The organism is Thermoflavimicrobium daqui (assembly GCF_003313465.1).
Taxonomy (GTDB): Bacteria; Bacillota; Bacilli; order Thermoactinomycetales; family Thermoactinomycetaceae; genus Thermoflavimicrobium; species Thermoflavimicrobium daqui.
This window is the reverse complement of the sequence record NZ_KZ845686.1, coordinates 1-10,588: the sequence shown is the minus strand read 5'-3', so window position 1 is coordinate 10,588 and position 10,588 is coordinate 1. Positions and strand designations below refer to the sequence as shown.

The window sequence follows — 10,588 nt, the reverse complement described above, 5'->3', positions numbered from 1 at the left end:
AAAACAGATTCCACCAGACCTTTTTAATACTGGATCAATAAGTGAATGATAATCATCAAAGTTTATCCAACTTGGTCCAGATCGGAAGAAGTCGATATTTGAGAATGGAATTCTTTGAAGGTGGTTGGATTGCAATCGGGTTAGGAATTTTAAGTTAGGTTGGATATCATTAGGGGATATATAAATTCTGCAGGTAATTTTCGATAATTCTATCACCCTCTTTCGAATAGATATTCGAGAGTGAATTTTGTTTTTTATATAAAAGGGAAAATAGATATGAAGTGGGTTAAATTGAGCTGAGGATAAAAAATATGATCCCCCTTGCAAAAGAGGTTATTTTCTGATTAAAATCGTAACTGACTATGTTTTTTCGTAGGACAGGATGTCGGCTCACCCTGTCCTATTTATGGTGCTATGCCTTCCTCAAGCTCAATACCAAGTACCTTTGCTATTTGAATCAAAAAATATTGCTTATGATGCTCACCATCGATGTATATTGCTTCCTCTACTATTTGTTTCAGTTCAAGCTGTTTCATATTTCCTTCTCCTCCCTAAGCTTTCGTCTCCCCGTCTATAATAACTCCAGCTCTAGCTGCTCTATTATTCTAGGCATTAAATGTTTTATTTCATTTAGCTGGAATTTCTCTAAATGAGTTACTCTAACGTCCCACATGCCCCTACCGCTAGAAATGAGAAGAGTATTTTTATCGACATATGCGAATGCATAAAATATGTTTTCTTTGTTATCATAAAGATTCACATTGAAGATTAGGTAACTTTCTATCATACCTTCATAGCGAAGGTAGAAACCAGGTTGCATATAGAAGCTTGTCCGCTTTTTTTCTCCGAGCTTTGAAACAAATTCCCCCGGATGGAGAATCCCGTCTCCCAGCTCAACGGGTATTTTCCGTACCACATCGTTTTCTTCAACAGTCACATACATGGCACCATTCCATGAACTTATTTTCATGCCTTATTCCTCCTCAAGCGATCCTTTTCACTCTATATATGAATTCCTCTACACCCTCGCTTATTTCATCCGGTTCCAACTCTGGGAAAGCCTGCTCGATTTGAAGTTGATCTGGTAAAACTCCTGTGGCCATAAAGCGATACTTGAGGTATTCAAGAACATCCCATTTATTCATCCTTTATATCGCCACCTTTTCTGTCCGAATGCACCGCCTTGTCTAGGTTGAATCGCTCCAGATCGGGCACGATCGATAGCCAATATTGCGACTTCATCAATATGCCTATTGAAGAATCTGGAGATATCCCATAAATTGACCCCTTTTTGCCACATCTGGTCAAACTGTAGAACTTCCTTCTCATCCCAATGGAAGTTCAAATCTTCTAATGCCGTGTAGATATTCTGACGCTGATATTTAATTTTTCGACCGTCAGCCATCCGGGCGTTGCCGAATCCAGACATTAATCCCCACCTCCTACTAAGCGATAATCTGGACCTTCTACCCGAACGATTCGCCCCCTTGACATCCCGAACAATCTGGACACTGCCGCCCCACCAATCCGATCTTCTAGTGTCTGAACATCTTCATTTGAGCTGTATATGATTGGGCGTTGAGCCTTGTACCTCTCGTTTATAATTTGAAAATACATTGATTGTTTCGCCTCGGTTGGATTTGCTTTCCCAATGTCATCCCAAACTAAAACAGGTACAGTTATCAGCTGATGAATACGATCATTGAAAATATGTTGGTTATCTGATGAGCGGCGAAGATTCATAAGCTCGTCCAGTAGTGCTACATCTGAAACTACTAAAACAGATTCACCTTTTTTTATGAGTTCTTTAGCTACGGCCACCTGTAAGTGTGTTTTACCAAGCCCGTAATTATTGTGTTGACGTTTGGCAGCTGCTCTTTGTTCTTTTGGTAACTCTTTTAATCTCTGTTCACCATAGACGGCTATAAATCCAAGACTATTAGCGGATGATCCTTTGATCTGATCAAAATCTATCAAATACTTTCTAGCTGCATCTAACAGAGTCTTATGGGCTTGATGCTTTATTTCATATCCTTGAAAAGTCGCACTTTTAAATTCATCTGGAATCATGGCACTATTAAATCGGCTTATTAGGCGTTTCATCTCCAAACAGCTACACTCTGAAGCAATTCCAGCTCCATCCCAAGACTTGATGATATAACCGGTATCCTGGCATTTTTCACACTTAAATTTAGTTTGCGAAGAGTCCAGGGAATTGGTCATAGTAGCAGCTGATTTCTTTTTCAAGATCTGGATTCGCTTCATTAGATCCGCCATCATAGGTTTCATTGCTTGCATAGCCATTGTTGGATCTCTCCTTTTTTTGTTGTGCTTTTACCTTGGCTTGCTTTCTTGCATATAAATCACGAATCACTGTCTCACAGTAAGAAAATGATCTAATCCGATCTCTTGAATGTTTTGGTTTAAAGTTATCAAAAGCATAATTAATACCAAATAAGATATCTTCTAAAGGAATTTCATCAGCTATTAAACCATAGATAGATTTATAATCATCTGAGCTTGGTATGATTCCGATCCCACGTCTTTGAATGAATAAATTTTCTATCTCAAAGATCGGGTCGTCCTTTTCTTCTATCTTTCTATCTTCTTTATCTATATTTATCTTTATATTATCTATAGGAGGCTGAAACTCCGCGTCGCTGTAAGGATCGTGGTTTGTGTCGGTTCCTGTTTTAGGAACTTTTTGGTTCCTGTTTCGGGAACTTTTTGGTTCCTGTTTCGGGAACTCTTCTATTTCATCAGTTCCCATTTTAGGAACTTCGGTTCCTGTTTCGGGAACCGCTATATGTGAAAGATTTTTCTTCAAAACTTCCATCCATTTACTTTGATCAAATTTCTTTACAATGCTTATTCGCCACTCATCATAGTTTTTGTTAAGAGCAATCTGTTCCCCATTCACAAAAAGCACTTTTGTCTGAACCAGATATTCCAACTCGCTTTTTATATGGTTTTTACCAACCCCACACAGTTGAAAGTCGCTTGGTCGAAGTAAAGCGTATTTCTTGCCACACCCATAACTTAACCGAATTACTAGATCCAAGATGTTCCGCTGCCTCTTACTAAAATCAGACTTCATGATAGCTTCTTGTAGCTCCATACTTAGCTTGATAAATTGATCTGGCTGAGGATTTGCCATCGTTTTTTCCCTCCTGTGTGGGTCGGGCGACAACCGCCGCCCATTTTTTTATTTTTCTTTCCAAACCCAGCGGCCAATGCTTTCACTTCTGGACCAGTTTTGGCAGTGGGTTTTAGCTCCCGATTCTCCGTTAGGCGATTTTCCTAAGCAATAGTGCTTTTCATTTATGAATACTTCAAACTCATAGACATCTATTTCATAAGTTTGAAACACCTTGGCTTCGATCCACCCGCCGAACTTATGACGTGCTTTCCCGATCAGGACAAGTTTTCTTTCCATTACGCCTCGCCCTCCTCTAGGCGAATAAGTTCGCCTTCGAAGACTAGCCCCAGCTTGTCCAACACCGTTACATATCGACCGTCCCACTTGAACACTTCCTTAACGGTATAGACTTGCTTGCGAATCTCTACCTGGTCCCCTACCGCTGGAACGAATTTCTGCCTCTTAGTTGGCTTCAGGAGTGACAACTTGCATTTATAACGTGCCATCGTTGTCACCGCCTTCTAATCGTTTTAGAATTGCTTCTAGATGCTCAATATTTTTTAGATGCTCAACAATTCGAAAGTCATTTACAATGAATTTTTCATTAAGAAATACATTTCCGTTATGATCATAAGTCCATTTGTCTATGTCGAACCGGGTTTCATTTTCCCCTGTTAGCAGGTATACTAGATCCAAAGTTACTTTTATTTCATTCTGAATATACTCTCTTGTAAGAGAGTCATTTTTGTTGTACACTATTATCGCTCCTTTGTTGCTGTCTTGGTGTTGCAGCACCAAGACAGCTGAGTATTGTTTTTTCTGACACTAGCAGCTGGAACAATAGTTTCAGTTGCTTTTCTCTTGCCAACGCTTCGCAACCTCCAAGCATTTGGGGCAATCCACCTTGATGCGTTTACTTCTTTCCTCGTCATCACCTCCCATATTTAATATCAGGTGGGCATTTTTATTCGTAATTCGTGTCCCACATAAGAATTGTCCAGCCTTACGTTTTAATCTCCCATCATGGAGATCTTCCATCAATAAAACATGTTCGGTGGAATTAGATCTGTACCCGTCTGCCCATACTTTACGTTTCATCCGTCCAATTCTATGAGCTCTTTTCCAGCGAACTGGAACGTTCAGCGACTCATTGAAAGACATTGCCTCGTCCCAGATCATCTCTAGCGGTTGCAATATTGACATTAGAACTCACCTCCTTGGCTTGGTGCCAATAGTTCTTCCAGTTCCTCATCTGTGATCGGTCCGGTTAATATTTCTCCCGTTTCAGGATTAACATCATATGTTTGCTGTTGCTCCTGCTCTGGTTCTGGTTGCTCCTGCTCTGGTTCTGGTTGCTCCTGCTCTGGTTCTGGTTGCTGCTGTTGTGATGATGTCTGGCTTTGGAAATAAGATTTCACCGCCGAAAGGATTTCTTTCAATTCTTGATTTGTTGTTTTCTCCAACTTATTAATAAGATCTTGCAATTCTTCAATAGTCAATTTTGTTCTGCTATCCTTCTTGTAGTAGTAAGAAATGATAGCCTTGATCCATTTATCACTGAGTCCTCGTTCAGCAGCTTTACCGTGCATTTTTCTCATTAGTGAGTCACGATCTAATTGCTTGTTCTGTTTCTGTGCTGGCTTTGATTGCTTCTGTCTTGGTGCTTGTTGCTGTGATTGATACTGCTGCTGTTTCTGTTTAGTGGGCTGGCGATCTAGATCCATATCCTCAACATCTTGAGTGAAAAGGTTACTTGATCCAGTGGCTTGGAGAACCGCACCGACTAATGCTCGCTTTATAGCCATTTTCTGTAATGTGTTTACTATGGTGTATGGATCTTGTTTAAGATACTTCTTTTCCTTGCTATTTGATGACCCTTCGCACTCAGCCACAACAATCTCGTGTGTTGGATATGATTTAACAATGGTTACTTTATAGTTGAAATAGAAAAATGGCTTTTCCCAATCAGTCACTTTCTCTATACATTCAACACGATGTCCGAGTCCGAAAAATCGAAGTAGGCGTTCAGCTCCGGGCTTTAACAAGGTCGGTTTCGGTGTCCCTGGAATTGTGTCATAATCAACTTTCGGCCGCATAACTGACTTTACAACATCGTACAGTTTTTCAAGATCAGCCTTGGCATCATCCACTGTCATCACGCTTGATGGTACATACTCCACAACCTCGATCTCCTGCGCCCGTGCTCCGCCTTCGATAACTGTTAATGATTTACTCATGATTGTCACTCCTCAAAATAACGATATAATGTTAATGGAACAATCTGTTCTTCTCCCAACAAGGTAGAAACTGATATATTTAGTTCTTTAGCTATTCTAGTTAGAGTAGAAAGAGATGGATTTAATCGTCCTTTCTCAATTCTGCTTAAGGATTCTTGGCGAATTCCTACAGATTGAGCCAATACAGTTTGTGTAATGCCTTGTTTCTTTCTAAGGCGCTTAATATTGACTCCAACCATTGTTGTAACCTCCTTACCTATATTTTATGATGTATAACATCATAAAGTCAATTGTATTTATGATCTATTAGATCATTTTTTTAGAATGTTTATGACAGGTGAGTGGTAAAATGTTTAATTTAGGATATAGAATCAAAGAGTTACGAAAACAAAAACACATGAGCCAAGCAGACTTAGCTGAATCTATTGGTAAAAGACAAGAAAGTATAGCTCGAATAGAAAATGGAAAGTTCAATCCATCATATGACGTTTTAGTTGATATCTGCAATTCTCTAGGCGTTTCCTTATCGGAGTTTTTTTCCAGTGACACCCTTCCATCTGATCTTCAAAGATGGTTACAGGTTGGAAAGAAACTTTCGCCCGAACAACGTGACGCCTTGTCAAAAATAATTGAAACGTTAGCAGATGATAACTAAGTGGGTGAATGTTAATGGCTATTTCTGAAAAAGTTGCTCTTAGAATTAAAATTCTGTGTGATAGTAAAGGAATTACTATTAATAAATTGGCGAAACTCTCTGGCTTAACACAATCAACACTAAATAGCATCGTAAACGGAGAAAGTAAGAATCCCAGACTTCTAACATTGGAGAAAATATGCTATGGTTTAGGAATCACGTTACAGGAATTCCTTGACTCGCCTGAATTTAACGATCAGAAACAAGGAGATGATCCCTATGAGTGATAAACTGCTTGAACAAATTCTGAGTGAACTAAAATCACTAAATCAACGTATGACCAACGTCGAGAACAACATGGTCACTAAAACAGAATTCAATGAATTGAAAGAAGATGTTGACGGTCTAAAGCAAGATGTCAAAGGGCTAAAAGAAGATGCCAACGTTCTGAAGGAAGACGTTCAAGAAATAAAACAGGATCTTGCCCTCTTAGCCAAACAACAACATGATGATGTGATTCAGTTACTAAAGAAAATGGACAATGATATAACTGACATCAAAAGCCGTACCCGTAGCATCGAAAACATCCAAGAACAACAACACAGAGTTATTGATCTTCTTTCGAGTCGATCCATTCAACATGAGGCTGAATTAAAACGGATTAAGTAAGGAGCTGATCCCCCATGAGCGATAAACTCGATTTGATCTTAGAAAAGCTATCCAGTATGGATAACCGGATGTCCAATATTGAAAATGAACTGAAAGTCGTTAATCAACGATTAACCAACCTCGAAACACAAGTTGATAATCTTGATCAGAAAGTAGATGTTGGCTTACAAGATCTTTCAGATGGCCAAAAAGTTATCTTAGAAAAAATTGAAAAAGGTCTTGAAGATCTTGCTGAAGGTCAAAACGTACTCGCAGGGCAGTTATTCCAGCACGAGAAGGATCTTCGTCTGATCAAGAAGGTTAAGTAACTCGCTTATAAGTCAATCTTGAATTTATCTTCCACTATAGTGATCCTATCGATAACCTCGCCTGCTTCGGGATCAATGGCTTGTCCGTTTACTATTTGGACAAGCTTTTTTAGTTTAGATTTGTCCACTTCTTCCTTAGTCCTAATCAACTCATTAAGGTTATTCAGCTTTAGATACTCTAACAGCTTACGGTCATCATACTGCCATTTTGGCTGCTGCTTTCTAAATCCGAACTTACCGTTGGGTAGCTTTATCGACTTAAACTTTGGATCTTCCTGTCGTAGCCGGATCGCATAAGCTGTCAGCAATCCTTGAAAGTATTCGATGTCTTGGTCAAGTTGGCTGTTTACTTCGTTAAGCCAAGCGTCGATCTTGGCTTTTTCTTTGTTGGCCAGCTCTTCATTGGCTAGTTTCTTTTCTTGAAGAGAACGAAGCTTCCTCAGTGCCCAGTTGGCTTTTTCTTGGTCATCAACTGTGAATTCTTCGCAAATGATGGTTTGTTCCAGAGACTCTTTCAATGTTGGATTGAGATTGCAAGACTTAATAAAGAACATAACTGTTCCTTCGATCTTTGGACTTCATTAGGTAAAATCTACTTTGAACTTGAGAACTTTGAAATATCCGAAAATTACTTTCATACTGCATTAACATTTCAAGAAAAGGTGACTTTAGAGACTTTATTAATTGACACATATAATAATCTAGGAATTTTATACGCGCATCAAAATGAATGGCAATTATCTGAAGAATACCTAAATAAAGCATTAAAAATAGGGGGAAGAAAAGATAGTAAATTAAAAATATCAAGAATATTGTAAATAAAATGAATAGTTAAATATAATACAAATCAAACTAAAGAAGCTATCGAAAATCTTGAACAATCCCTAGATTTATTACAAGAATTTGGTTCAAAAAGTCAGCAAGAAAAAATAATCAAACGTTTAGCTAAGTACTCTAAAAATGTTGATAAAGAAAAATACTATTTTTATCTAGAAAAAATGTTTAACATCGAGGAGGAGTATTAAATTGATTAAAAAGAGCATATTCAGCTTCCTTTTTGTTGCCGTTGGGTTTATTTCAAGCTCAGATATACAAGATCCTAAAGTTCCACCTGTTGAACAAAACACTGAACCAGTTGGACCATAATAAAAAAGCCACCCTTTTTTCGGTGGCTTTTTCTATAGACAAAAAAAGCCCTAACAGGCCTGTTAAACTGTGACCAAACCTAGCTGTTTCCTAGCTTCTAGTTCAAGCTGGTGTAGGCTATCAATATCTCCAAAATTTATAGTGTAAAATTTATTTCCTACTCTGATGTCTAAGAGATCTCCTTGTGCCTTAGGGTGTATGTATCTATCCCATAGCCATCTGACTTCTTGATCAAAAAAATCTACATGGGATGAGAAGTAAAAACCTGCCCAAATTACACCTATCTCATGTAATTTCTCTTGCTCTGGATACTCTCCCATCTTCTCTAAGATTTCTCGCGCCTGTGCGAAAAACTCTACTGATCGTTGTGGGAATCCAAGAGTTTGCCCGATGATGCAATGATATTGAAAAATTCCTTCAGCTTTTCTTAATCTTTGTTCGTATTCTTTTTTGAGGTGATCACTTTGAAAGAATATGTAGCTCTCAGGCTCAGAATTGAATGGGCTGATGTGCGGATATTGGATGAACTGCTCAAAAAAGGGATTTCTTTTTAAAGATAGTACTGCCGGCTTATAGCCATCGATGAACGCTTGTTCGTGGCTTTTACGCATCTCATTAATCACTCCCTTAAAAATAGGATCAGCCCAAGAAATGGCTGATCCTATTATATCATTACGACACAACTACATGACTGGGTGCACTTCCATTCGCCGCTATCCCAAACCAATCCATCTGATCTTTGACAGCTCCAGCATTTTGAGGGTTTACTTTCTTTTGGTTTGGGTTGATTGTTATGGTTCATGGATTCCCTACCTCCTTTCTAGTCTTTTAGGCAAAATCTTGTGAAAAGATTTTTACTAAAACTAGAGGGAGGATACAATTTAATTTGTTGCGCCGTTATTATGTATATTCCCTAAAGTCTTTATATACATAGGAGGTATGTTTTTATGTGCAGAGAGTCAGAGATGAGGTTACATGGTGAGCCGGTTAGACCTTGTCATGATCACAGTTGGTAGTACTAAAGTAAGCTGATTGACTAAACCATAAGTTTATTGTTACAATATATGGAAGAGACGTGCCCGGGCAGGGGTCACGTCTTCAGAACTACTTAACTTCGTTCTGAGTCCGATTCTCCTTGACCGCGGGATCGGACTTTTGCGTTTTTACAGATAGCCAGTGACTACTACAGCAATCACGGGAATCAAGCATGAAATCCACCACTTGATCTCCTGATACAACGCCATCAGCCCATATGTAGAACAACCCCCTGACAAGCTTAACTATCTTATGCACCCCTCCGCTAATGGCTTTCTCATAAGACAAAGCCCGGATTGGTTCAGCAAGTAGGATAAGCGATGCCAGGACATATGCGAATAGTCCGATTTCCCATGCATTATATAGAATATCATCACAAAAAAAGCCCAGTTTCTAGGGCTAACAAGGGTTTATGTATGCAAAAGCTCTTGACTCTCGACATATATTTTTGTTTCAAGATGATCTATCAAATGATTTAGACCATTAAAATCTCTAAATTCCACTTTGGCTTTTTCCCCACAATGATCTATTAATAATTGATCTAATTCCGAGAAAGGATATGTATCCCAGAGCCATTTAGCACATTCTAAGATATCCTCAACATAACACATGAATACACAACCATAGTATTCCATTGCAACTTCTCGTATTTCTTTTCGTTTCCGCTCTGCTTGATTTTCTTGTTTAAGCTTTAATCGTTGGAGGTAGGTATCGACAGCTTTTGGGGGATAACCAAGAATGTGCCCAAGAAGGCGTTCTGCTTCGATATCATCGATTGAGGTGATACCCAGTTCCTCTGCTTTCTTCAATACTTCTTGTTTTTGCTCTTCTGTTTGGAAAAAGAGCCATCCTTTATAGTTCATCCTTCGTGTACAACTATATCGAATGGGTGAAAAGTCTGTAACATGTGGAAAGGTCAATAATTCATCAAACCGTTCATACATTTCGTTCGCTAATAATGCAGGCTTTATTCCAAGAAAAAACGCCTGTTCATCGGTCATTTAATCGTTCCTCCTTTAAAGAAAAAGGGAAGCAATATACGCTTCCCATGATATTCGATAAAATCAGGCTAATGTCCTTTTTTTATTGTTCATGACCCTCAGGGCATTCCCAAGCTCGTCCATTCCACTCTAACCATGTTGACTTGCATTCAGAGCATCTATCTGGTTTCCGATATTTTGGCGTGAAGCCGCTCCAATCATCTGCTTTTCTACGCTCTCCATCACTGCCCCATCCACCGCTTCCAGGGCGATCCCCTTTATCATCATCTTTTTTTCCGCCCATCATAGACAGTCCACTTAAGTGTACTTGATCAAATTCATTTTTAAACATGTTAACCCCTCCATAAAGGTAAGTTATAATTAAAACTTTGCTGTCCTTCATAGATGGTTAGTGAGTTATCAGAAAAAATGATGAATCC

General features: G+C 38.8%; 21 protein-coding genes. 5 read left to right on the top strand and 16 right to left on the bottom strand.

All coding sequences use genetic code 11. The annotated features are described in order from the left end of the window. Window positions 1-404: 404 nt before the first annotated feature. The 11 genes from DL897_RS18940 to DL897_RS17690 all read right to left on the bottom strand — a co-directional run bounded on the left by DL897_RS18940 (window position 405) and on the right by DL897_RS17690 (window position 5,615). Window positions 405-536, bottom strand: a complete 132-nt coding sequence (locus tag DL897_RS18940) for a hypothetical protein (RefSeq protein WP_276308608.1) — start codon at window positions 534-536, stop codon at window positions 405-407. 35 nt (window positions 537-571) lie between these two features. Next, a complete protein-coding gene (locus tag DL897_RS17730) occupies window positions 572-970 on the bottom strand; it encodes a hypothetical protein (RefSeq protein WP_113660446.1) in 399 nt (132 codons plus the stop codon). Window positions 971-983: 13 nt separating this feature from the next. Then, window positions 984-1,145 carry a hypothetical protein gene (locus DL897_RS18430; protein ID WP_168188875.1) on the bottom strand — a complete coding sequence of 54 codons (162 nt, stop codon included), beginning with the start codon at window positions 1,143-1,145 and terminating at the stop codon, window positions 984-986. After that, a complete protein-coding gene (locus DL897_RS17725; RefSeq protein WP_113660445.1) occupies window positions 1,142-1,429 on the bottom strand; it encodes a helix-turn-helix domain containing protein in 288 nt (95 codons plus the stop codon). Before DL897_RS17725 ends, DL897_RS18430 begins: the two co-directional genes overlap by 4 nt. Beyond that, window positions 1,429-2,103, bottom strand: a complete 675-nt coding sequence (locus DL897_RS17720; RefSeq protein WP_113660448.1) for an ATP-binding protein — start codon at window positions 2,101-2,103, stop codon at window positions 1,429-1,431. Before DL897_RS17720 ends, DL897_RS17725 begins: the two co-directional genes overlap by 1 nt. Window positions 2,104-2,191: 88 nt before the next feature. Beyond that, window positions 2,192-3,157 (bottom strand): replication protein, encoded by a 966-nt coding sequence (locus DL897_RS17715; protein WP_113660444.1) that lies wholly within the window; start codon window positions 3,155-3,157, stop codon window positions 2,192-2,194. 48 nt (window positions 3,158-3,205) lie between these two features. Continuing rightward, window positions 3,206-3,523 (bottom strand): hypothetical protein, encoded by a 318-nt coding sequence (locus tag DL897_RS17710; protein ID WP_145962245.1) that lies wholly within the window; start codon window positions 3,521-3,523, stop codon window positions 3,206-3,208. 108 nt (window positions 3,524-3,631) lie between these two features. Further along, entirely contained in the window at window positions 3,632-3,895 is a 264-nt protein-coding gene (locus DL897_RS17700; protein ID WP_113660441.1) for a hypothetical protein, read from the bottom strand. A gap of 90 nt (window positions 3,896-3,985) precedes the next feature. Continuing rightward, window positions 3,986-4,342: a hypothetical protein gene (locus DL897_RS17695; RefSeq protein ID WP_113660440.1), complete on the bottom strand. Its 357-nt coding sequence runs from the start codon at window positions 4,340-4,342 to the stop codon at window positions 3,986-3,988. Next, entirely contained in the window at window positions 4,342-5,376 is a 1,035-nt protein-coding gene (locus tag DL897_RS18040) for a hypothetical protein (protein WP_145962244.1), read from the bottom strand. The genes DL897_RS17695 and DL897_RS18040 overlap by 1 nt, the downstream gene beginning before the upstream one ends. Window positions 5,377-5,381: 5 nt before the next feature. After that, window positions 5,382-5,615 carry a helix-turn-helix domain-containing protein gene (locus tag DL897_RS17690; protein ID WP_113660439.1) on the bottom strand — a complete coding sequence of 78 codons (234 nt, stop codon included), beginning with the start codon at window positions 5,613-5,615 and terminating at the stop codon, window positions 5,382-5,384. 110 nt (window positions 5,616-5,725) lie between these two features. Between DL897_RS17690 and DL897_RS17685 the strand changes: the two genes are divergently transcribed. Genes DL897_RS17685 through DL897_RS17670 form a run of 4 tightly spaced genes read left to right on the top strand, consistent with a single transcriptional unit; the run spans window position 5,726 to window position 6,987 of the window. Beyond that, window positions 5,726-6,031: a helix-turn-helix transcriptional regulator gene (locus DL897_RS17685; RefSeq protein WP_113660438.1), complete on the top strand. Its 306-nt coding sequence runs from the start codon at window positions 5,726-5,728 to the stop codon at window positions 6,029-6,031. A 14-nt stretch (window positions 6,032-6,045) separates the two neighbouring features. After that, complete coding sequence (locus tag DL897_RS17680) at window positions 6,046-6,297, top strand: helix-turn-helix domain-containing protein (protein ID WP_113660437.1); 252 nt, start codon at window positions 6,046-6,048, stop codon at window positions 6,295-6,297. Continuing rightward, window positions 6,290-6,679, top strand: coding sequence for a hypothetical protein (locus DL897_RS17675; protein ID WP_113660436.1), 390 nt, complete (start codon window positions 6,290-6,292; stop codon window positions 6,677-6,679). The genes DL897_RS17680 and DL897_RS17675 overlap by 8 nt, the downstream gene beginning before the upstream one ends. Before the next feature lie 14 nt (window positions 6,680-6,693). After that, the gene (locus DL897_RS17670; protein WP_113660435.1) at window positions 6,694-6,987 is read left to right on the top strand and encodes a hypothetical protein; all 294 of its coding nucleotides are present in this window, start codon (window positions 6,694-6,696) and stop codon (window positions 6,985-6,987) included. Between the two features lie 5 nt (window positions 6,988-6,992). Here the strand turns inward: DL897_RS17670 and DL897_RS17665 are convergent, their stop codons facing one another. Further along, the gene (locus tag DL897_RS17665; protein ID WP_168188874.1) at window positions 6,993-7,505 is read right to left on the bottom strand and encodes a host-nuclease inhibitor Gam family protein; all 513 of its coding nucleotides are present in this window, start codon (window positions 7,503-7,505) and stop codon (window positions 6,993-6,995) included. On the opposite strand from DL897_RS17665, the gene DL897_RS19115 reads away from it, so the two are divergent. Then, window positions 7,407-7,805, top strand: a complete 399-nt coding sequence (locus tag DL897_RS19115; RefSeq protein ID WP_113660447.1) for a tetratricopeptide repeat protein — start codon at window positions 7,407-7,409, stop codon at window positions 7,803-7,805. The two genes, DL897_RS17665 and DL897_RS19115, sit on opposite strands and share 99 nt — an antisense overlap. A gap of 390 nt (window positions 7,806-8,195) precedes the next feature. Here DL897_RS19115 and DL897_RS17655 read toward each other — a convergent pair whose 3' ends face one another. The 4 genes from DL897_RS17655 to DL897_RS17640 form a co-directional block, all read right to left on the bottom strand. Then, complete coding sequence (locus tag DL897_RS17655) at window positions 8,196-8,744, bottom strand: hypothetical protein (RefSeq protein ID WP_113660433.1); 549 nt, start codon at window positions 8,742-8,744, stop codon at window positions 8,196-8,198. A 493-nt stretch (window positions 8,745-9,237) separates the two neighbouring features. Then, window positions 9,238-9,396: a hypothetical protein gene (locus DL897_RS18425; RefSeq protein ID WP_168188872.1), complete on the bottom strand. Its 159-nt coding sequence runs from the start codon at window positions 9,394-9,396 to the stop codon at window positions 9,238-9,240. Window positions 9,397-9,578: 182 nt separating this feature from the next. Beyond that, window positions 9,579-10,169 carry a hypothetical protein gene (locus DL897_RS17645; RefSeq protein WP_113660431.1) on the bottom strand — a complete coding sequence of 197 codons (591 nt, stop codon included), beginning with the start codon at window positions 10,167-10,169 and terminating at the stop codon, window positions 9,579-9,581. An 82-nt stretch (window positions 10,170-10,251) separates the two neighbouring features. Then, entirely contained in the window at window positions 10,252-10,500 is a 249-nt protein-coding gene (locus tag DL897_RS17640; RefSeq protein WP_113660430.1) for a hypothetical protein, read from the bottom strand. Window positions 10,501-10,588: the final 88 nt, after the last annotated feature.

Excerpts from the sequence above, each read along its gene's own strand:
- DL897_RS17720 (WP_113660448.1), bottom strand. The coding sequence starts at position 2,103 with ATGAAACGCCTAATAAGCCGATTTAATAGTGCCATGATTCCAGATGAA.
- DL897_RS17680 (WP_113660437.1), top strand. The coding sequence starts at position 6,046 with ATGGCTATTTCTGAAAAAGTTGCTCTTAGAATTAAAATTCTGTGTGAT.
- DL897_RS17645 (WP_113660431.1), bottom strand. The coding sequence starts at position 10,169 with ATGACCGATGAACAGGCGTTTTTTCTTGGAATAAAGCCTGCATTATTA.
- DL897_RS17675 (WP_113660436.1), top strand. The coding sequence starts at position 6,290 with ATGAGTGATAAACTGCTTGAACAAATTCTGAGTGAACTAAAATCACTA.
- DL897_RS18940 (WP_276308608.1), bottom strand. The coding sequence starts at position 536 with ATGAAACAGCTTGAACTGAAACAAATAGTAGAGGAAGCAATATACATC.
- DL897_RS17715 (WP_113660444.1), bottom strand. The coding sequence starts at position 3,157 with ATGGCAAATCCTCAGCCAGATCAATTTATCAAGCTAAGTATGGAGCTA.
- DL897_RS17690 (WP_113660439.1), bottom strand. The coding sequence starts at position 5,615 with ATGGTTGGAGTCAATATTAAGCGCCTTAGAAAGAAACAAGGCATTACA.
- DL897_RS17640 (WP_113660430.1), bottom strand. The coding sequence starts at position 10,500 with ATGTTTAAAAATGAATTTGATCAAGTACACTTAAGTGGACTGTCTATG.
- DL897_RS17725 (WP_113660445.1), bottom strand. The coding sequence starts at position 1,429 with ATGTCTGGATTCGGCAACGCCCGGATGGCTGACGGTCGAAAAATTAAA.
- DL897_RS18430 (WP_168188875.1), bottom strand. The coding sequence starts at position 1,145 with ATGAATAAATGGGATGTTCTTGAATACCTCAAGTATCGCTTTATGGCC.
- DL897_RS18040 (WP_145962244.1), bottom strand. The coding sequence starts at position 5,376 with ATGAGTAAATCATTAACAGTTATCGAAGGCGGAGCACGGGCGCAGGAG.
- DL897_RS17695 (WP_113660440.1), bottom strand. The coding sequence starts at position 4,342 with ATGTCAATATTGCAACCGCTAGAGATGATCTGGGACGAGGCAATGTCT.
- DL897_RS17730 (WP_113660446.1), bottom strand. The coding sequence starts at position 970 with ATGAAAATAAGTTCATGGAATGGTGCCATGTATGTGACTGTTGAAGAA.
- DL897_RS17685 (WP_113660438.1), top strand. The coding sequence starts at position 5,726 with ATGTTTAATTTAGGATATAGAATCAAAGAGTTACGAAAACAAAAACAC.
- DL897_RS17670 (WP_113660435.1), top strand. The coding sequence starts at position 6,694 with ATGAGCGATAAACTCGATTTGATCTTAGAAAAGCTATCCAGTATGGAT.
- DL897_RS17655 (WP_113660433.1), bottom strand. The coding sequence starts at position 8,744 with ATGCGTAAAAGCCACGAACAAGCGTTCATCGATGGCTATAAGCCGGCA.